21 protein-coding genes are annotated in these 17,922 nt (G+C 68.4%); 8 read left to right on the top strand and 13 right to left on the bottom strand.

The features are described from left to right. Window positions 1-117: 117 nt before the first annotated feature. Window positions 118-387 carry a hypothetical protein gene (locus tag AAW00_RS08025; protein ID WP_047003852.1) on the top strand — a complete coding sequence of 90 codons (270 nt, stop codon included), beginning with the start codon at window positions 118-120 and terminating at the stop codon, window positions 385-387. Between the two features lie 80 nt (window positions 388-467). Here the strand turns inward: AAW00_RS08025 and phhA are convergent, their stop codons facing one another. Genes phhA through AAW00_RS08010 form a run of 3 tightly spaced genes read right to left on the bottom strand, consistent with a single transcriptional unit; the run spans window position 468 to window position 1,976 of the window. Continuing rightward, a complete protein-coding gene (gene phhA, locus AAW00_RS08020; protein WP_082124990.1) occupies window positions 468-1,415 on the bottom strand; it encodes a phenylalanine 4-monooxygenase in 948 nt (315 codons plus the stop codon). 40 nt (window positions 1,416-1,455) lie between these two features. After that, a complete protein-coding gene (locus AAW00_RS08015) occupies window positions 1,456-1,665 on the bottom strand; it encodes a hypothetical protein (RefSeq protein ID WP_047003851.1) in 210 nt (69 codons plus the stop codon). Beyond that, window positions 1,662-1,976, bottom strand: coding sequence for a hypothetical protein (locus AAW00_RS08010; protein WP_047003850.1), 315 nt, complete (start codon window positions 1,974-1,976; stop codon window positions 1,662-1,664). Before AAW00_RS08010 ends, AAW00_RS08015 begins: the two co-directional genes overlap by 4 nt. A gap of 119 nt (window positions 1,977-2,095) precedes the next feature. Here AAW00_RS08010 and recQ point away from each other — a divergent pair, with 119 nt between their 5' ends. After that, the gene (recQ, locus tag AAW00_RS08005; protein WP_047003849.1) at window positions 2,096-3,874 is read left to right on the top strand and encodes a DNA helicase RecQ; all 1,779 of its coding nucleotides are present in this window, start codon (window positions 2,096-2,098) and stop codon (window positions 3,872-3,874) included. Here the strand turns inward: recQ and AAW00_RS08000 are convergent. Continuing rightward, entirely contained in the window at window positions 3,858-4,874 is a 1,017-nt protein-coding gene (locus tag AAW00_RS08000; RefSeq protein WP_047003848.1) for a TerC family protein, read from the bottom strand. The two genes, recQ and AAW00_RS08000, sit on opposite strands and share 17 nt — an antisense overlap. A gap of 31 nt (window positions 4,875-4,905) precedes the next feature. Continuing rightward, window positions 4,906-5,082, bottom strand: coding sequence for an HP1242/YdcH family protein (locus AAW00_RS14635; protein ID WP_082124989.1), 177 nt, complete (start codon window positions 5,080-5,082; stop codon window positions 4,906-4,908). 284 nt (window positions 5,083-5,366) lie between these two features. On the opposite strand from AAW00_RS14635, the gene AAW00_RS07995 reads away from it, so the two are divergent. Genes AAW00_RS07995 through asd form a run of 5 tightly spaced genes read left to right on the top strand, consistent with a single transcriptional unit; the run spans window position 5,367 to window position 8,674 of the window. Next, on the top strand, window positions 5,367-6,278 hold the full coding sequence (locus AAW00_RS07995) for an SPFH domain-containing protein (protein ID WP_420911622.1): 912 nt from the start codon (window positions 5,367-5,369) through the stop codon (window positions 6,276-6,278). A gap of 7 nt (window positions 6,279-6,285) precedes the next feature. After that, the gene (locus AAW00_RS07990) at window positions 6,286-6,492 is read left to right on the top strand and encodes a type II toxin-antitoxin system antitoxin (protein ID WP_047003846.1); all 207 of its coding nucleotides are present in this window, start codon (window positions 6,286-6,288) and stop codon (window positions 6,490-6,492) included. 35 nt (window positions 6,493-6,527) lie between these two features. Continuing rightward, window positions 6,528-7,517, top strand: a complete 990-nt coding sequence (locus tag AAW00_RS07985; protein WP_047003845.1) for a hypothetical protein — start codon at window positions 6,528-6,530, stop codon at window positions 7,515-7,517. Window positions 7,518-7,568: 51 nt separating this feature from the next. Further along, complete coding sequence (locus AAW00_RS07980) at window positions 7,569-7,832, top strand: DksA/TraR family C4-type zinc finger protein (RefSeq protein WP_047003844.1); 264 nt, start codon at window positions 7,569-7,571, stop codon at window positions 7,830-7,832. Next, window positions 7,832-8,674 (top strand): archaetidylserine decarboxylase, encoded by an 843-nt coding sequence (asd, locus tag AAW00_RS07975; RefSeq protein WP_047003843.1) that lies wholly within the window; start codon window positions 7,832-7,834, stop codon window positions 8,672-8,674. The genes AAW00_RS07980 and asd overlap by 1 nt, the downstream gene beginning before the upstream one ends. On the opposite strand, the gene ribA is transcribed toward asd, so the two are convergent. The 7 genes from ribA to pabB all read right to left on the bottom strand — a co-directional run bounded on the left by ribA (window position 8,671) and on the right by pabB (window position 14,873). Then, complete coding sequence (gene ribA / locus AAW00_RS07970; RefSeq protein ID WP_047003842.1) at window positions 8,671-9,708, bottom strand: GTP cyclohydrolase II; 1,038 nt, start codon at window positions 9,706-9,708, stop codon at window positions 8,671-8,673. The two genes, asd and ribA, sit on opposite strands and share 4 nt — an antisense overlap. A 23-nt stretch (window positions 9,709-9,731) precedes the next feature. Beyond that, window positions 9,732-10,520, bottom strand: a complete 789-nt coding sequence (locus AAW00_RS07965; protein ID WP_047003841.1) for an exodeoxyribonuclease III — start codon at window positions 10,518-10,520, stop codon at window positions 9,732-9,734. Window positions 10,521-10,832: 312 nt separating this feature from the next. Next, window positions 10,833-11,525 carry a LolA family protein gene (locus AAW00_RS07960; protein ID WP_082124988.1) on the bottom strand — a complete coding sequence of 231 codons (693 nt, stop codon included), beginning with the start codon at window positions 11,523-11,525 and terminating at the stop codon, window positions 10,833-10,835. A 97-nt stretch (window positions 11,526-11,622) separates the two neighbouring features. Next, window positions 11,623-11,790 (bottom strand): 50S ribosomal protein L33, encoded by a 168-nt coding sequence (rpmG, locus tag AAW00_RS07955; protein WP_047003840.1) that lies wholly within the window; start codon window positions 11,788-11,790, stop codon window positions 11,623-11,625. Between the two features lie 117 nt (window positions 11,791-11,907). Continuing rightward, on the bottom strand, window positions 11,908-12,312 hold the full coding sequence (gene arfB / locus AAW00_RS07950; protein ID WP_047003839.1) for an alternative ribosome rescue aminoacyl-tRNA hydrolase ArfB: 405 nt from the start codon (window positions 12,310-12,312) through the stop codon (window positions 11,908-11,910). Then, window positions 12,312-12,965, bottom strand: coding sequence for an RluA family pseudouridine synthase (locus tag AAW00_RS07945; protein ID WP_047003838.1), 654 nt, complete (start codon window positions 12,963-12,965; stop codon window positions 12,312-12,314). The genes arfB and AAW00_RS07945 overlap by 1 nt, the downstream gene beginning before the upstream one ends. Window positions 12,966-13,061: 96 nt before the next feature. After that, entirely contained in the window at window positions 13,062-14,873 is a 1,812-nt protein-coding gene (gene pabB / locus AAW00_RS07940; RefSeq protein ID WP_047003837.1) for an aminodeoxychorismate synthase component I, read from the bottom strand. Between pabB and AAW00_RS07935 the strand changes: the two genes are divergently transcribed. Continuing rightward, window positions 14,808-16,460: a helicase HerA-like domain-containing protein gene (locus AAW00_RS07935; RefSeq protein WP_277619338.1), complete on the top strand. Its 1,653-nt coding sequence runs from the start codon at window positions 14,808-14,810 to the stop codon at window positions 16,458-16,460. The two genes, pabB and AAW00_RS07935, sit on opposite strands and share 66 nt — an antisense overlap. Window positions 16,461-16,556: 96 nt before the next feature. Here AAW00_RS07935 and AAW00_RS07930 read toward each other — a convergent pair whose 3' ends face one another. Further along, window positions 16,557-17,918: a sensor histidine kinase gene (locus AAW00_RS07930; RefSeq protein ID WP_047003835.1), complete on the bottom strand. Its 1,362-nt coding sequence runs from the start codon at window positions 17,916-17,918 to the stop codon at window positions 16,557-16,559. Window positions 17,919-17,922 lie beyond the last annotated feature (4 nt).

Raw genomic sequence — 17,922 nt, 5'->3', positions numbered from 1 at the left:
AATTTTGCCTCATACCGATGAAAACCGATTGAAAGCCGGTATGCGCCGGCCTATGTGGGCGGTCCGGGCCACATTTTTGCCACGTTTCAAAACCGGCCCGTCTGAAAGGACATACCCATGAAGAAGATCATCGCTGTCAGCACCGCTCTCGCCCTCGCCTTCGGCGTCGCCGCCTGCGACGGTGCCAACGAGAACGCCATGGAAGACGCCGGCGAGCAGAACGCCGAAGCCGTGAGCGACCAGGCCGAAGCCATGGAAGACGCCGGCCAGATCTCGGACGCGCAGGAAGACGCCATGACCGACGCCGCCGAAGACCAGGCCGATGCCATGGAAGAGCAGGGCGAAGCCATGGACGAAGGTGCCGCGAACGCCGACACTGCCATGTAATCTTCGCTTTCGAGCGAATTACGAAAGAAGGCCGGTACCCCGACGGGTGCCGGCCTTTTTCGTGGTCGGCACGTGGCGCGTCAGACGGGCTTCGCGCTCGACCCGCGACCGCCGCGCAGGAAATACTCTTGCGTTCCCCGGTGCAGCACGTCGTCGACGTCGATCACCGCGGAATTGGCATAGGTGAAGCTCGGGCCCAGACTGCGGTAGAGCCGGTCGAAATCGCGCTCCACCGTCTGGTGGTAGAGATCCTCGAAGCTCTCGATGACGAAGTAGGTCGGCTGCAGGTCGTCGATGACGTAATCGGTGCGCATGACCCGGTCGACGTTCAGCATGATGCGGTTGGGGCTTTCGGCTTCCAGCGCGAAGATCGCCTCGGTCGGGCCGGAGGAGATGCCCGCGCCGTAGATGCGCGGCTCCCCGTTCTCCATCATCAGGCCGAACTCGACCGTGTACCAGTAGAGCGCGCCCAGAGCCTTCAGCCGGTTGTAGCGCATGGCTTTCCAGCCGGCGCGGCCGTATTCCTGCATGTAGTCGGCGAAGACCGGGTCGGTCAGCATCGGCACATGGCCGAACACGTCGTGAAAGACGTCGGGCTCCTGAATGTAGTCGAAGGTTTCGCGCGTGCGGATGAAGTTGCCCGCCGGGAAACGGCGGTTGGCGAGGTGCCAGAAGAACACGTGATCGGGAATCAGCATGGGCACGGGCACCACGCTCCACCCGGTCAGCGCGCCCAGTTCGCGGCTCAACCGCTCGAAGCTGGGCACGCCGCCGTTGCCGAGGCTGAGACGATCGAGCCCTTCGAGAAAGGGCGTGCACACCCGGCCCGGCAGCACGCTCATCTGGCGGTCGAACAGGTCGTCCCAGATGCGGTCGTCCTCAGCGGTGTACTGCGTCTGCGCGGGTTCGAGCCAATCCTCGCCGACGTGCGCGGGACGTTTCAGCGGCGCGGTGAAGACGGCGGTGTCGACCTCGGGCAGGGACGCGAAATCGGTGCTTGCTGCGGGTGGGGTTGCCAAGTCGGTCATCGCCACGGGGCCTATCACAGGCGGCAGCGTCAATCCAGTTTCACTCGTTACCGGTAGCGGTTGCGGGGACGGCTGCGGTTTCGCCTGCGGGCGCAGCCTCGTCGGGCCGCTCGTCCAGCATTTCGGCGGCCCTGCCGATCGCCGCCTGCTCGCTCGCCGCGGCTGGAGCCGGCGGCGCGGATTCGCCCGCCGCCCCGCAGGCCGCGAGCATCAGCAACGCGGCGAGCGGGGCGGGCGGGATGCGGATCAATTCTGCGCGGCCTCGGCAGCCTGCGCGGCATCGAGGGCAGCCTGCACGTCGTCGGCCGCGGCCTGCGCGTCGTCGGCGGCCTGCTCGGCGGTCTGTGTGACCGCTTCCATCTCGTCCTCGACCTGCTCGGCGGTCGGGGCGGTGGCGGTGGCGGCGTTGTCCGCCACCGGTTCAGGCGTGTTCACCATCGCCTCGTCGGCGGGCACCTCGACGGTGTCGGCCACCGCGTCTTCCGAGGCGTCGGTGGAGGAACCGCAGGCGGCGAGTGCCAGCGCGGCGGGGGTTGCGAGAACGAGGGCGAGCTTCTTCATGACCATTTGACCTTGTGCGGTGTTGTGTTTCGCCGCCCGTCCTAGCGCAGCCGGGCGGGTGTGGGAATGCCCATCGCGCGCGCTGGCGATGGCGGACGCGATCTGCCAAGGCGACCCGCATGGCTCCCACCCTCGATACCGCGCGCGCAGAATTGCGCCGCCTGTTCGGCTTCGCGGACTTTCGCGGGCGGCAGGCGGAGGTCGTCGGGCGCGTGCTGGCGGGGCAATCGACGCTGGCGGTGATGCCCACGGGCGCGGGCAAGTCGCTGACCTACCAGCTGCCTGCGACCATGCTGGAGGGGACCTGCGTCGTCGTCAGCCCGCTGATCGCGCTGATGCACGACCAGCTGCGCAGCGCCCGCGCCAACGGCATCCGCGCCGCCACGCTGACCAGCGTCGATGCCGACTGGCGCGAGACGATCGAAGCCTTTCGCGGCGGTGCGCTCGACCTGCTCTACGTCGCGCCGGAACGTGCCAGCCAGCCGGGTTTCGCGGATCTGCTGGCGGGCGGGAGGCTGAGCCTCTTCGCGGTGGACGAGGCGCATTGCGTTTCCGAGTGGGGCCACGATTTCCGCCCCGACTACCGCCAGCTGCGCCCGCTGATGGACCGCTTCCCCGCCGTGCCCCGCCTGGCGCTGACCGCCACCGCCGATGCCCATACACGCGCCGACGTTCTCGCCCAGCTCGGCATTCCGGCAGAGGGGCTGGTGGTCGCGGGTTTCGATCGGCCCAATATTCGCTACGCCATCCGCCCGCGCGAGAGCGGCGCGCGCCAGATAGCCCGGCTGATGGCCGAGCAGCCGGGGCCGGGTATCGTCTATGCCCAGACCCGCCGACAGGTCGAGCAGCTGGCCGAAACGCTGGCGCGCGAGACAGGGAGAGAGGTGCGGCCCTATCACGCGGGCCTTGCGCCCGAGGTGCGCGCCGCCAACCAGGCCGCCTTCGTCGCCAGCGAGGACATGGTGATCTGCGCCACGATCGCTTTTGGTATGGGCATCGACAAGCCCGACGTGCGCTTCGTCGCCCATGCCGGCGTGCCCAAGTCGATCGAGGCCTATTACCAGGAGACCGGCCGCGCCGGGCGCGACGGCGATCCCTCGGTGGCGGTGATGCTGTGGGGCGCGGGCGATTTCGTCACCGCGCGCCAGCGGGTGGGCGAACTCGACGAAGCGCGTCAGGCGGGCGAGCGGGCGCGGCTCGACGCGCTTGCCGGGCTGGTGGAAACGCCGGGCTGCCGGCGGGCGGTGTTGCTGCGCCATTTCGGCGAGGACCCGCCCGCCACCTGCGGCAACTGCGACAACTGCCTCGACCCGCCCAAGGTGGTCGATGCGACCGAGCTGGCGCGCAAACTGCTCAGCGCCGCCTATCGCACCGGGCAGAGCTTCGGCCTCGGCCACCTGCAAAAGGTGCTGACCGGCGCTTCCGACGAGCGGGTGGTGCAGCGCGGGCACGACAAGCTCAGCGTCTTCGGCATAGTCGAGGGCGAGGAGGCGCGGCTGCTCCCTCCGCTCGCCCGCGCCCTGCAGGCCCGCGGCGCGCTGGCGGCGACCGACCACGGCGGGCTGATGCTGGCGGGCGATGCACGCGCCATCCTGACGGGCGAGGCCGAGGTCGCCATCGTCCAGCCGCCGGAGAAGGGTCGTGCTCGCAGGCGGCGCGGCGAGGCCGCGCCCAATCCCGTCGGCGACCCGCTGTTCGATGCCCTGCGCGAACTCAGGCGCACGCTGGCGGCAGAGGCGCAGGTGCCGCCATACGTCGTTTTCCACGATTCGGTACTGCGAGACATGGCCGCGAGACGGCCCGCTTCTCTCGCCGACCTATCCGGGATCCCCGGCGTCGGCGAGAAGAAGCGGGCCGCCTACGGCGAGGCCTTCCTCAAGGTCATCCGCGAGAACTGAGCTCGTCATGCGGCAGCTGCGGCGCCGCATCCTCGCCGTGGCGGGTCTTCCACAGCGAATAGAGCACGCCGCCCGCGATCAGCGCCGCGGTGACGCCGAGGCTGAGCAGCGGCGGGAACTTCGCCCCGCCCAGCACGAAATCGGTGACGAAGATCTTCGAGCCGATGAAGACCAGCACCGCGGCCAGCGCATACTTGAGATAGTAGAAACGGTGCACCATCGCCGCGAGCGCGAAATACAGCGCCCTAAGGCCCAGGATCGCCATGATGTTGCTGGTATAGACGATGAAGGTGTCGGTGGTGATGGCAAAGATCGCGGGTACGCTGTCGATGGCGAAGACAAGGTCCGCCAGGTTGATCACCACCAGCGCCAGGAACAGCGGCGTCGCCGCGGTCACCAGCTTGCCGGTCTTGCCGTCGGGCACCTTCACGAAGAAGTGCTGGTCGTGCAGCTGCGGCGTCACCCGCATGTGGGTGGAAATCCACTTGACCGCCGCGTTGTTGGCGATGTCGGGCGCGTGGTCGCCGGCGAAGAACATCTTGATGCCGGTGAACACCAGAAAGGCGGCAAAGACGTAGAGCACCCAGTAGGCCTCCGCCACCAGCGCCGCGCCGCCCGCGATCATCAGGCCGCGCAGCACGATCACCGCCAGGATGCCCCATAGCAGGGCGCGGTACTGGTACTTTGGCGGAATGGCGAAGTAGGTGAAGATCAGGCTGATGACGAAGACGTTGTCGATCGACAGCGCCTTCTCGATGAAGAAGCCAGTGTAGTACTGCATCCCCAGCTCGGCCCCGCGCTCGGCCCAGATCCACGCGCCGAAGGCGAGCGCCACGCCGATGTAAAAGGCGCTGAGCCTGAGCGATTCGCCGATACCCATCTCGCGGTCTTCCTTGTGCAGGACGCCGAGATCGAAGGCGGTGAGGGCGAGGACGATGCCGACGAAGACCAGCCAGAACCAGGTCGGCGTACCGAGCCAGTCGGTGAACAGGAATTCCATGATTGTCGCTCCGTGAAAGCGTGCTTTGGCCTTAGCCGGCGAAGGTGCGGCTCTTCATGGCGCGCGCGATGCGCTCCTTGATCGCGAGCTTGAGCGTCTTCAGCCGCAATAGCTCGCACCCGTCGCTGCCGCGGCGTCGCTGCGCTGCGGCGATCATGGCGTCGAGCTTCTGGTAATGCTCCATCAGGCGGAACAATCGCTTGGACATCGATAATCTCCCTATCGAACGAGGTGTGAAGTTCGATCGGATGCCACCGACACCGAATGCCTGGGCAGGGGAGGGTTGGGGAGGAGACCCGGGCCCGGCATCGGCAACATCCGATGCGGTCCGACATCACGCAGCGCTAGGGCCCGAAGGCAAAAGCGCCGCGCCAGAGGGGCCCGGTCCGCATGGAGCACATAGGGGTGCGCGCGCAGCGTTGCAACAGTGCTTGCGCGATTGCCCATGCCGCATTATGATGATATCATAATTATATCAGGCAGGAGGAATTTGTGACCGTCCAGAACCATTCGATGATTCGCAGCCAGGAGCGGCTCAGCGGCGGCTTCAACGGCTATCTCATGCTTGCCGTGGCACTGGCTCTTACAGTGCTTGGCGGGTGGCTCATCATTTCCGGCATCGGCTCGGCCAAGGCAGGCGGATCGCCGCTGGGCGCATTGCTGGGGGGCGGAGGCTTGCTGGTGGTCGCACTTTTTGCCTGGGCCGGGTTCTACATGATCCAGCCCAACCAGGGCGCGGTCATCACGCTGTTCGGCGAGTATCGCGGCACCGACCGCACCGAGGGCCTGCGCTGGGTCTGGCCGTGGATGGCCAAGCAGAAGGTCAACGTGCGCGCGCACAACGTCCATTCCGAACGCATCAAAATCAACGACAAGCGCGGCAATCCCATCGACGTCGCCTGCAACGTCGTCTGGCGCGTGCGCGACACGGCGCAGGCGGTCTTCGACGTGGACGATTACAAGGAGTTCGTGAACATCCAGATCGAGGCCGGGCTGCGCACGGTCGGCGCGCGCCATCCCTACGACGATTTCGAGGAGAACGAGACGACCCTGCGCGGCAGCCCCGACGTGATCAACGCCGAATTGCAGGCCGAGCTCAACGAGCGGCTGAGCGTGGCCGGCGTGGTGGTGGACGAGGCCAGCCTCACCCACCTCGCCTACGCCAGCGAGATTGCCGGGGCCATGCTGCGCCGCCAACAGGCCGAGGCGGTGATCGCCGCGAGGGCCAAGCTGGTGATGGGTGCGGTGAGCATGGTGGAGATGGCGCTCTCCAAGCTCAGCGAGGACGACATCGTCCACCTCGACGACGAGCGGCGCGCCGCCATGGTCAGCAACCTGATGGTGGTGCTGTGCGGCGAGCGCGAGGTGAACCCGGTCGTAAACGCGGGATCGCTCTACCAGTAGGCGCACCATGGCGAAGGGACCGCAGAAAAAGGCGTTCGCGCTGCGGCTCGATCCGGCGCTCCATGCCTGCGTGGAGCGCCTCGCCGCGTCCGAATTCCGCTCGGTCAACGCCGAGATCGAGGTGCTGCTGCGCGAGGCGCTGGAGCGGCGCGGCATCCGGGTGGAGCGCACCGATCCTCCGCGCCGCGGCCGCCCGCCCTCGGATCCCGCTTGACGGCTTGTTAACCCTGTTGCGCTACGCCTGCGGGCATGGTGACCAAGGTTATCCGCTCGAACCACGCCGCGCTGCGCATGAAGGCGACCCTGGCGCTGGCCGTTCTGGCGGTCGCCGCCATTCCCGCCGCCGCCCTGTTCGCGCAAGGGGCCGCATCGCCCTATACGGTCGTGGAGACCGGCCGCGGCTATGACCGGCTGCAGGATGCGGTCGATGCCATCGGGGACAACCGGGGCACCGTGGCCATCGCGCCCGGCCGCCACCAGCAGTGCGCGGTGCAGGAGCGCGGCATCGTCTCCTATCTCGCGACCGAGCCCGGCTCGGCCGTTTTCGACGGCGTGACCTGCGAGGGCAAGGCCGCGCTCGTGCTGCGCGGGCGCGGGGCCGAGGTCGCGGGGCTGGTGTTCGAGAACATGCGCGTCCCCGATTTCAACGGCGCCGGCATCCGGTTGGAACAGGGCGACCTGACCGTGGCCGAAAGCTGGTTCCGCGACAGCCAGCAGGGCATCCTCACAGCGCAGGACGACACGGCGACGATGGTGGTCGATCGCTCCACCTTCACCCGCCTCGGCACCTGCGAGGGGCCGGGCGGCTGCGCGCATTCCATCTACACCGGCGACATCGGCCATCTGCGCGTCACCCGCAGCCGCTTCGAGCAGGGGCGCGGCGGGCATTACCTCAAATCGCGCGCGGCGCGGGTGGAGGTGGCGGCCAACAGCTTCGACGATGCCGCGGGCCGCGCCACCAACTACATGATCGACCTGCCCGGCGGGGCCGAGGGGCAGATCAGCAACAACTGGTTCGTGCAGGGCGCGGACAAGGAGAATTACTCCGCCTTCATCGCCGTCGCCGCCGAGGGCCGCGACCATCCGAGCCGCGACCTGACCGTGGTGGGCAACGACGCGCGCTTCGCCACCGGCGTCGACCGCAACTCGATCTTCGTGGCCGACTGGTCGGGCGAGGTCGCGGGCGTGGGCGAGAATACGCTGGATCGCCGGCTGACCCGCTACGAGCGCATCCGTTAGGCAGGAACGCCAGAGCGCGCCCGTGGGTTACCAAGGGCGAAGGAGCTTTTCATGGCAGGTGGATGGTCGCGCGATGGCGCGGTGCAGGACCAGATCGACGATAGCGTGAACGATGCCGTGGCTGCGGCTCGGGCGCGCATGCCGCGCGGCGAGAGCGCGAAGTGGTGCGACGTGTGCGGGGAGGACATTCCCGAGGCACGCCGCGTGGCTGTGCCCGGTGTCCGCACCTGCGTCGCGTGCAAGTCCGGCCGCGATGCCGCGGTGCGCCACTCGGCGATCAACCGGCGCGGCTCCAAGGACAGTCAGCTGCGCTGATGAGCAGGCCCTTCATCGCCTTCCAGCACCTCGCCCCGCACCATGCCGTCTCCCGCCTCGCCGGGCGCTTTGCCGGCAGCGAGACGCCGTGGTTGCGCGACCGCCTGATCCGCCTCTTCGTCGATGCCTACGACGTCGACATGAGCGAGGCCGCGCGGCCGCTCGGCGAATACGCCAGCTTCAACGACTTCTTCACCCGCGAACTCAAACCCGGCGCGCGCCCGCTGGCAGATGCCGCGACCCACGTCTTGAGCCCAGCCGACGGCGCGGTCAGCCAGATCGGCACCGTCACCGAGGGACGCATATTCCAGGCCAAGGGCCGTCACTTCACCGCCGCGCAACTGCTCGGCGGCGACGAGGACCTCGCGCGCAGGTTCGAGGGTGGCAGCTTCGCCACGATCTACCTGAGCCCGAAGGACTACCACCGGGTCCACATGCCTGCCGCGGGCGAGCTGCTGGGCAGCATCTACGTCCCCGGCGACCTCTTCAGCGTGAACCAGGTGAACGCCGAGAACGTCGACGACCTCTTCGCCCGCAACGAGCGGCTCGCCTGCCTGTTCGACGGGCCGCATGGCATGTTCGCCAGCGTCATGGTGGGTGCGATGATCGTCGCCGGTATCGAGACCGTCTGGGGTGGGCGCGAAGAGGCCCACGCCCGCACCCTGCGCCACCGCACCTACGCCGACGGCGAGCACGAGTTTGCCGCGGGCGACGAAATGGGCCGCTTTTTTCTCGGCTCCACCGTGGTCCTGCTGTTCGAGCCGGGACGCGTGGAATGGGACGAGGGTCTAGCCGCTGGCGATACCGTCCGCATGGGACAGGCGATCGGTCGCTGGCTCTAGGTCAGCAAATGCCCGGCGCGGTCGCGCTTGGTTTCGAGGTAGCGGTGGTTGTGCGGATTGGCGGGGAGCTGGTGCGGCACGCGCTCGGCGACGGTCACCCCCGCCTTCTGAAGCGCCTCGACCTTGGCCGGATTGTTAGTCATCAGCCGGATCGCGCGCACGCCCAGCAGATCGAGCATCCGCGCCGCCAGCGGGAAGTCGCGCGCTTCCTCCGGCAGGCCGAGACTGCGATTGGCCTCGAGCGTGTCGAGCCCCTCGTCCTGCAAGCGGTAGGCGCGCAGCTTGTTGACGAGGCCGATGCCGCGCCCTTCCTGCCGCAAATACAGCAGTATCCCCCAGCCGCCCGCCGCCGCCTCCGCGCTCATGGCCGCCAGCGCGGCATCGAGCTGCGGGCCGCAATCGCACTTGAGGCTGGAGAAGACATCGCCCGTCAGGCATTCGGAATGCAGGCGCACCAACGGAGCGCGATCCGAGGTCTGTTGGCCGAGGATCAGCGCGACGTGCTCGCGCATGTCATCGATGGCGCGAAAGGCGACAATCTCTGCCTCCTCATCCGCCGCTATCGGCAGGCGCGCGCGGGTGGCGACGCGCAGGTTTGCAGAATCGCTCCACGTCGCGAGGTCGCCCGGCTCCAGCGTGACCGCCTCGCCCGCGCCCGCGGCATCGACGAGAAAGGCGGGCAGCACCCCGGCTATGCGCGCCAGCTGCAGCGCGACGACGGCGGCCTCGCGCCAGGCCAGCGCCTCGGCAGCGAACGGGCCCTTGAGCGGATTGTCGAGATCGCGCGCCGGATCGGCCACTGGAAATGCCTCGGCGAGGCCTAGCGGCTCGGCGGCGCGGATCAGCACGGGCGAGTGTCCATCCGCGGCGGCGCGCTGGTTGGTGAGGCGCAGCGTTTCGGCCCGCGCGGCGGAGATGAGGAGGCGCGTGGCGCGCGCTTCGGGCAGCGGCGCGGTCTCGACCGGCAGCAGCACCGGCGCCTCTCCCACCCGGATCGGCCAGCCGTGCCGCAGCGCGTCGATGGCCTGCGCCACGCGCCGGGTGGGGGAGGGCGTGGTCAGAGGTCGAACTCGGTCACGAGCGGTACGTGGTCGCTGGGCTGCTCCCAGTTGCGGGTATGCTCGGCGATGGTGTGCACCCGGCTCTGCGCCGCGAGATCGGGGCTGGCCCACATGTGGTCGAGGCGTCGTCCGCGGTCCTTGCCCTGCCAGTAGGTGCGGTAGGACCACCAGGAGTAGTTGCGCTCGGGCGCGGGGATATGCTTGCGGCCCAAGTCCACCCACCCGTGCGCGCCCTGCAGCAGGCCCAGCGTCTCGACCTCGATGGGCGTATGGCTGACGACCTTCAGAAGCGCCTTGTGGTCGTAGACGTCGCAGTCGAGCGGGGCGACGTTGAAGTCGCCGACCAGCAGCGTGGGCCGGTCGATCGCCTCGGCCCAGCGCGTCATGCGTTCGAGGAAGTCGAGTTTCTGGCCGAACTTGGGGTTCTTCTCGCGGTCGGGCTCGTCGCCGCCTGCGGGGATGTAGACGTTCTCGACGATCAGGCCGTCGTGATCGGGCAGCTCGACCCCCACGTGCCGCGCCTCGCCGTTGTCCTGCCAGTCGTGGCGGGAGAATTCGCGAAACGGCAGGCGGCTGACCGTGGCGACGCCGTGGTAGCCCTTCTGCCCGTGAATGGCCTGGTGGACGTATCCGAGGTCGGCGAATGCCTTGGCCGGAAACTGGTGCTCCTGGCACTTGATCTCCTGCAGGCACAGCACGTCGGGTGCCTGCTCGGCGAGAAAGCGCTCGACCAGCGGCATCCGCAGGCGGACTGAATTGATGTTCCAGGTAGCGACGGAGACCATGGCCTGCACCTAGAGGTGCGGCGCGGATAAAAAAACCCCCGTCGCGGGGGCATTGCGACGGGGGTTTCCTTTTCGAGCGTTCGTCACGCTTCCATCAGGCGGCGGAATAACGAAGCTAGGGCAACAGGGGGGAAACCCGCCTCACCGCTCGTCCTGAAGGGTTGAAAATAGGGAATTCGAGCTGTCGGGCCAACGAATAACGGCGGCGACTTGTCGCAAACTTACAACGAGTCGCCGCCGCGATGAGGGTTTGTGCCGACGGAGCGAAATCATGCCCTCGCAGGGCTTCGCGAATCCGTCGTTCGTGGCGCGTCAGCCCGGACGACGCGAACTGCGGCGCGGGTCGCGATAGGTGAAGGTGCTGTTGGGCACGCTCATGCCGTAGCGATGGTTGCGCAGGCGCACGGTGGTGCGGTTGTTCTGCGCATCGAGCGCGACCCAGCTGGCAAGGCGCAGGCCGCCCGGTGCCCCTGAATCCGGCACGAAGATGAAGTTGAACACACCGTATTCAGGGTGGCTGGGATCGCGCACCATCACGCTGATCACGCCATCGGTCGTGCCCGACTGGACCTCGCCATAACGGCGCATGTCGCGGTTCGGGTCGAGCAGCGCACCCAGCGGCGATTCGCCGATCGGATAACGTTCGACCTGGTTGACCTCGTAATCGACGAAGGTGAGCGCACGGCCGTCGGAGACGACGAGCATGTTGGCGTCGCCCGAATACTCGAAGCGGATGCGGCCCGGATTGCGCAGGGTCAGCGTGCCCGAATAGCTCCGGCCCGAACGGTCGGTCTGGGTGAAATCGGCGCGCAGGGTGGTGATCGCCCGGAGCGCGGCGACCGCGCGGTCGAGCTGGCTCGCCTGCGACCGGCTGCTCTGCGCCACAGCGGGCGTGGTCGGCAGCGCCAGCGAGGCGGGCACGGCAAGGGTGGCGACGCCGGCGAAAAGCGCGGCGGCGGGGCGGATTCGGCCAAGTCTGGCAACGATGCTAGGCAAGATGTTCATGCTCCGGTTTCTGGCGTTGGAGCGTTGAACCGCCTCTGAACCCGGGTTGTTCCCGGGGTTCAGGATGAGAGCGCGATCAGGCGCAGCCCGCGTGGGCTCACTTGATCTTGCCTTCCTTGTACTCGACGTGCTTCTTCGCGATCGGATCGTACTTGCGGAAGGTGAACTTCTCGGTGTGGTTGCGCGGGTTCTTCTTGGTCACGTAGAAGTGGCCGGTGTCCGCGGTGGAGTTCAGGCGGATCTTGATGGTTGCGGGCTTCGCCATTGTTCGTCTCGTCGATCTGAAAAGGGCGTAGCTGCCCGAAAAAACATGGGGCGACGCACGGCGCCGCCCTCTTGTGCCGGGCCAATGGTGGAGAATCGGGGAAAAGTCAAGCCGGGCCTAGAGGTCGAGTTTGCCCCGCAACGCCTTCTTTTCGCCGTGCGCCTTCTTGCCCGCGAGCCGCTTCGCCTTGCCAACGCGATTGACGCGGCTCTTGGCGCGTTTCTTGGGTTCGACCAGCGCCTCGCCGATCATCGCCGCCAAGCGCTCGCGCGCGTCGCGTCGGTTGGCTTCCTGCGTGCGGTGGCTGCGCGCGTCGATTACGATCTCGCCCGCCTGGTTGAGCCGGCTGCCGGCGAGCGCAGTCAGCCGGTGGAACACGGCGGGCGGCAGGCGCAAGGCGTAGATGTTGACGCGCAGCTGCACCGCGGTCGCCACCTTGTTGACGTTCTGCCCTCCGGGTCCGGAGGCAGTGACGAAGCTCTCCTCGGCCAGCGCCTGCGCCCGGTCGAGGATCGCGCCCATTACTCCGCCCCCAGCGCCAGGAAGTCGGCGGGCAGCGGCGCGCTCGCCTCGACTGGCGGCTTGCCTTCGCGCGGCACGCTCAGCGCACTGGCGTGGAGCATGGTGCGGGTGACGCGCGCGTCCTTGTGGCCATAGACCGGATCGCCCAGCAGGCTGCGGCCGAAGGCGTGCTCGGCATGGACGCGAATCTGGTGGGTGCGACCGGTCTCGGGGCGAAACTCGACCAGCGTCAGGCCGCCGGGAAGCTCGGCCCGCTTGGTCCAGTGGGTGACGGAAGGCTTGCCCTTCTTCGCCACGATCATGCGCCAGCCCTTGGCCTCGCTGCTGATCTTGCTCAGCGCGAGATCGATGGTGCCCTCGTCCTCCGCCACCGGCCCCGCTACGATGCCGAGGTAGGTCTTGGCGACCAGCTTCTCCTCGAAGGCGGCGTTGAAGCGCTTCAACGCCTTGGAATTGCGCGCCAGCAGAAGGCAGCCCGAGGTATCGGTGTCGAGCCGGTGGACCGCCTGCGGGGCGCGCTGGAAGCCGAGCTTGAGACTTTCGAGATGGTCCTCGAGGCTCGCCCCGCCCCTGCGCGGGCGTTCGATCGGCAGCCCTGCGGGCTTGTCGATAATCAGCGCCTCGCCGTCTTCGAAGAGGATGGGGATGTTCACGTCCGATTACCCTGAGCTTGTCGAAGGGGTGTCCTTCGCTTGTCAGCACGGCGCATGAAGAAAAAGCAGCCCTTCGACAAGCTCAGGGCAGTCGGTTCAGGAAAGGCGGGCCTCCATAAGCCCGCGAAGAGCGTTGCCGAGGAGGAACCCGCCGGCGAGATCGTCCAGGGTCAGCTCGGCTTCGCGCGCCTCGCCGCTTTCGAGCAGCGAACTCCGCAAAACGCCCGGCAACAGGCCGAGACCGGCGGGCGGGGTGAGCAGGACGTCGTCCGCGCCGCGCACGAAAACATTGGTCCAGCTGCCCTCGGTCACGAGCCCGTCGGCGCGCACGAGTATCGCCTCGCCGGAACCGGCTTCGCGCGCCGCCTCGAGCGCGGCCTCGTAAAAACCGCGGTCGCTGCTTTTGTGCCGAAGCCGCCAGTCGCCCGGCACCGTGGGATGCGGCAAGGCGAGGCATGCGAGCGGCTCGGCCAGCGGCTCCGGCAGCGCTGCGCTCTCCAGCGTCACCGCGCCGCTGCGCGCCAGCACCAGCCGCACTTTCGCATCGCGCTCCAGCTCGAAGCACAGCGCCTGGATGCGGTTGCGCGTCTCGTGCCGGTCGAAGGTAAAGCCGAGCTCCGCCGCGCTCGCCTTGAGCCGTTCGAGATGCAGTTCGAGCAACGGGATGCCCGCTTCGGCATCGAAGCGCATGGTCTCGATCAGGTCATGCCCGCCCGCCGCGCCGCGCACGAAGGCGCCCTTGACGAGGCATTCGCGCCATTCCTCCATGCCGTCGCTGTCGGCGACGATGGCGCCGCCCACGCCCAGCACCGCCTTGTGCCGCTGGTTCTCGCCCGGCGTCAGGCGCACGGTGCGAATGGCGACGTTGAAGGCCGCATCGCCGCTGGGCGCGATCCGGCCGATGGCCCCGCAATAGGGCCCGCGCGCGTCGCGCTCGGCTTCCTCGATCAGCTCCATCGCGCGGATCTTCGGCGCGCCGGTGATCGAGCCACAGGGGAACAGCGCCCGCAGCATGTCCACCGCCCCGCGCCCTTCCTCCAGCTCGGCGAGTACGGTCGTCGTCATGGTGTGGAGCGTGGGATAGGTCTCGACCGCGAAGGGATGCTCGACGCGCACAGTCCCCGCTTTCGCAACCCGCGACAGGTCGTTGCGCATCAGGTCGACGATCATCAGGTTCTCGGCCTTGTCCTTGACCGACGCGCTGAGGTCCTCGGCCATGGCAAGGTCGGCGGCCTTGTCGCCCCCGCGCGGGCGGGTGCCCTTCATCGGCTTCACCTTGGCCTGCCCTCCACGCAGCGCGAAGAACAGCTCCGGGCTGAAGCTGAGCAGGTAGTGCGACCCGTCGAAGACCATCCCGCCATAGCCCGCCGCCGCCGCGGGCCGGATCGCGGCGTAGAGCGCCAGCGGATCGCCGCGAGCGGGTCCGGCGAGGGGAAAGGTCAGGTTGGCCTGGTAGATGTCGCCCGCGCGGATCGCCTCCTGCAGCGCATCGAAGGCGTCGAGATAGGCCCCGGTCGAGACCTGCGGATCGAGCGGGCCGATGCTCGCCATGTCGCCCCCTGCCGACCCATCGGCGCGGGTGGCAAGCCAGCCCGGCATATCGACGGCGGGAATGGTCTCGGGCGCGTCGAACAGGCCGAGCCAGACGAGCGGCCCCGTAGCCCCGGCACGCGCCGCGGCCAGCGGCGCCAGCCTGCCCTCCAGCGCCAGCCCCGCTTCGTAGGCGAGATAGCCCGCCAGATGCCCGCCGCTCGCGACCCGCGCCGCGTCCGCTGCTGCCAACACCCGCTCGACCTCGTCCGGCTGGCGCGCCACGAAGATCTCGCGCGGGGCGGTGAAGAAGTGCGCGTCGCTCGCGCCCTGGGCACGCGCATCGTCGAGCAGGACGAAGGGGGTCTTGCCATCCATCGGCGTGGCTCTACGGTTCGCCGCCGGATCGGGCAACAATCGAATAGGCGCGAGAGACCAATGGCGGATATCTTCCTCGGCAACGACCTTCACGGCAACCGGCAGGCGCTAGACCTCGCCCGCGCCAACCGGCACGGGCTGGTGGCGGGCGCGACCGGCACCGGCAAGACGGTGACCTTGCAGGGCATGGCCGAGAGCTTTTCCGCCGCCGGCGTGCCGGTGTTCCTGGCCGACGTGAAGGGCGACCTCTCCGGCATAGCCATGCCGGGCTCGCCCGCGTTCAAGCACGCCGACAAGCTGGAGGCGCGCGCCGCCGAGCTGGGCATGACCGACTACGCCTATTCCGACAACCCGGTGGTGTTCTGGGACCTCTACGGCGAGCAGGGCCATCCCATCCGCACCACGGTCAGCGAGATGGGGCCGCTGCTCCTCGCCCGCCTGCTCGACCTCAACGAGACGCAGGAGGGCGTATTGCAGATCGTCTTCCGCGCCGCCGACGAGCGGCAGCTGCTGCTGCTCGATTTCGCGGACCTGCGCGACATGCTCGCGTGGTCCTATGAAAATACCAAGGAACTGTCGGGTAGTTACGGCAACGTCTCCAAGCCCAGCATCGGCGCGATCCAGCGCCAGCTGCTGAGCTTCGAGAGCCAGGGCGCGGACCATTTCTTTGGCGAGCCGGCACTGGAGATCGAGGATTTCCTGCGCATGGACGAGCGCGGGCGCGGCATGGTCAACGTGCTCGCCGCCGACAAGCTGATGCGCAGCCCCAAGCTCTACGCCACCTTCCTGCTGTGGCTGCTTGCCGAACTGTTCGAGACGCTGCCCGAGGTGGGCGACCCGGAAAAGCCCAAGCTGGTCTTCTTCTTCGACGAGGCGCACCTCTTGTTCGACGACGCGCCCAAGGCGCTGCAGGAGACGATCGAGCGGGTCGTGCGGCTGATCCGGTCGAAGGGCGTCGGCGTCTATTTCGTGACGCAGAACCCCATCGACATTCCCGAGGAGGTCGCCGGCCAGCTCGGCAACCGCGTGCAGCATGCCCTGCGCGCCTTCACGCCGAAGGACCAGCGCGCCATTCGCGCCGCGGCGGAGACCTTTCGCATCAACCCCGAGCTCGATGTCGCGACCGCGATCACCGAGCTGAAGGTGGGCGAGGCGCTGGTCTCCACGCTCGACGAGGAGGGCGCGCCCACTATCGTCCAGCGCACGCTGATCAAGCCGCCGCGCAGTCGCCTCGGCCCGGTCGATGCGCGCGAGCGGGCGATCATCCAGTCGGCCAGCCCGTTCCAGGGCAAGTACGACGAGCGCGTCGATCGCGAGAGCGCCGCCGAGGTGCTGGCGCAGAAGGCCGCAGACGCGGCGAAGACTGCCGTCGAGGTCGAGGAAAAGGGCCGCGAGGAAGTCGGCAAGCAAGAGCGCAAGTCGCCTTCGATGTGGGAGACCGCGGGCAAGGGCGCGATGCGCGCGGCCGCCGGCTCGCTGACGACGATCGCGGTGGCCAAGGCGCTGGGCCGCCGATCGAGCGCGGATCCCGTGCGGACCGGACTCAACGCATTCGTGCGCAACATCGTGGGCGGTTTGATGCGGTAACCAGATGTCAGCCCGGACCTGTTCCGGGCCAAGGCTGCTTCGGCGAGTTCGCAGAAACCAGCACGGGCCCGGAGCACGTCCGGGCTGACAATTGGTTCAAATCGGCAACCGCAGCTCCGCCACCAGACCGCTCGCACCGCCCTCGCGGTTCCTCAGCGTCAGCGTGCCGCCGTGCTGGTCGGCGATGGCGCGGGCCAGCGTGAGGCCGAGGCCCGCGCCGCCGGTTTCGCGGTTGCGGCTCGCCTCGCCGCGCTGGAAGGGTTCCAGCATGGCGGCGATCTGGCCCTCGGGAATGCCGGGTCCGTCGTCCTCGATGCGGATCACGGCCTGCTTGCCCTCGCGCGCGAGGACGATGCGCGCCGCGCCGCCATAGCGCAGCGCGTTGCCGGCAAGGTTACGCACCGCGCGCCGCAGCCAGGTGGCGCGCACCGGCGCCGCGATGCGTTCGCTGGCGACAAGCTCCACAGGCTCGCCCATGTCCTCGAACTCCTCGACCACGCCGGCAACCAGCGCGGCGAGATCCGTCCGCTCGAGTGGGTCGGACGGGCGCCCCACGCGGGCGAGCGAGAGGATGTCGTCGAGCGATCGGGTGATGTCCTCGATGGTCGCGGCCATGCGCGCGCGCTCCGTCTCGTCCTCCACGCTCTCGATCCGCACGCGCAGGGCGGCGAGCGGGGTCTTGAGATCGTGCCCGATGGCGCCCAGCATCACGTCCTTCTCGTCGAGCAGGGCCGCGATGCGCGCCTCCATGCGCCCGTGCGCCTCGATCAGGCGACGGGTATCGTCGGGACCGGAGGGCTCGAGCGGCGGGCCGTCGACGGTGCTGCCGCCGAAGTTCTCAACCCGCGCGGTGAGCGCCGCGAGCGGGCGGGTGATGCGCCGCAGCAGCAGCGCCAGCCCGCCGACCAGCACGACGTAGAGGATCAGCGTCTGGATCAGCACACCGCGCAGGGGATTGCCGGTGAAGCGCGGCAACTCGTGCGCAGCGATGCGCCAGCTTTCGCCGCCGGTTTCCCGTAGCCCCGCGATAACGATGGCGGTGCCGTTGCCCGGCCGCCCGCCGCGCAATCGCTGCCGTTCTTCGGGACCGATCGGGGCGAGGACGATCAGGTCCTCGGTATCCACACCTTGCGATTGCAACACGTCCGCCAGCGCTTGCTCGCGGTCCCTCTCGCGCACTCGGCGTCCTTGCAGCCCATCCTCGATCAGCGATAGCGCCAGCGCCCTGCGTCTCTGGGCAAAGCCGCCGCGCCGTTCGTCCCCGCGCTCGCGCCAGCGGGCCCGCGGATCGCGGACGTCGCCGATCATCTGGAATGCGAGCGCGTTGACCACCTCGGCCTCGGCCCGCGCGGCGGCGGCGCGGTAGAGGAAGACGCCGGCAATGACCTGCGCCGCCAGCAGCGCCAGCGCCACCGCCAGCAGCATCTGACCTTGCAAGGAGCGCGGGGAGAGCCGCATCGCG

It is taken from the genome of Aurantiacibacter luteus, assembly GCF_001010945.1.
GTDB lineage: Bacteria > Pseudomonadota > Alphaproteobacteria > Sphingomonadales > Sphingomonadaceae > Alteraurantiacibacter > Alteraurantiacibacter luteus.
This window is presented reverse-complemented; position numbering and strand designations above follow the sequence as displayed.

Bases quoted from the DNA above. Each gene is read 5' to 3' on its own strand.
- AAW00_RS08025 (WP_047003852.1), top strand. From the start codon at position 118: ATGAAGAAGATCATCGCTGTCAGCACCGCTCTCGCCCTCGCCTTCGGC.
- phhA (WP_082124990.1), bottom strand. From the start codon at position 1,415: ATGACCGACTTGGCAACCCCACCCGCAGCAAGCACCGATTTCGCGTCC.
- AAW00_RS08010 (WP_047003850.1), bottom strand. From the start codon at position 1,976: ATGAAGAAGCTCGCCCTCGTTCTCGCAACCCCCGCCGCGCTGGCACTC.
- recQ (WP_047003849.1), top strand. From the start codon at position 2,096: ATGGCTCCCACCCTCGATACCGCGCGCGCAGAATTGCGCCGCCTGTTC.
- AAW00_RS08000 (WP_047003848.1), bottom strand. From the start codon at position 4,874: ATGGAATTCCTGTTCACCGACTGGCTCGGTACGCCGACCTGGTTCTGG.
- AAW00_RS14635 (WP_082124989.1), bottom strand. From the start codon at position 5,082: ATGTCCAAGCGATTGTTCCGCCTGATGGAGCATTACCAGAAGCTCGAC.
- AAW00_RS07990 (WP_047003846.1), top strand. From the start codon at position 6,286: ATGGCGAAGGGACCGCAGAAAAAGGCGTTCGCGCTGCGGCTCGATCCG.
- AAW00_RS07985 (WP_047003845.1), top strand. From the start codon at position 6,528: ATGGTGACCAAGGTTATCCGCTCGAACCACGCCGCGCTGCGCATGAAG.
- AAW00_RS07980 (WP_047003844.1), top strand. From the start codon at position 7,569: ATGGCAGGTGGATGGTCGCGCGATGGCGCGGTGCAGGACCAGATCGAC.
- asd (WP_047003843.1), top strand. From the start codon at position 7,832: ATGAGCAGGCCCTTCATCGCCTTCCAGCACCTCGCCCCGCACCATGCC.
- AAW00_RS07965 (WP_047003841.1), bottom strand. From the start codon at position 10,520: ATGGTCTCCGTCGCTACCTGGAACATCAATTCAGTCCGCCTGCGGATG.
- AAW00_RS07960 (WP_082124988.1), bottom strand. From the start codon at position 11,525: ATGAACATCTTGCCTAGCATCGTTGCCAGACTTGGCCGAATCCGCCCC.
- rpmG (WP_047003840.1), bottom strand. From the start codon at position 11,790: ATGGCGAAGCCCGCAACCATCAAGATCCGCCTGAACTCCACCGCGGAC.
- arfB (WP_047003839.1), bottom strand. From the start codon at position 12,312: ATGGGCGCGATCCTCGACCGGGCGCAGGCGCTGGCCGAGGAGAGCTTC.
- pabB (WP_047003837.1), bottom strand. From the start codon at position 14,873: ATGGATGGCAAGACCCCCTTCGTCCTGCTCGACGATGCGCGTGCCCAG.
- AAW00_RS07930 (WP_047003835.1), bottom strand. From the start codon at position 17,918: ATGCGGCTCTCCCCGCGCTCCTTGCAAGGTCAGATGCTGCTGGCGGTG.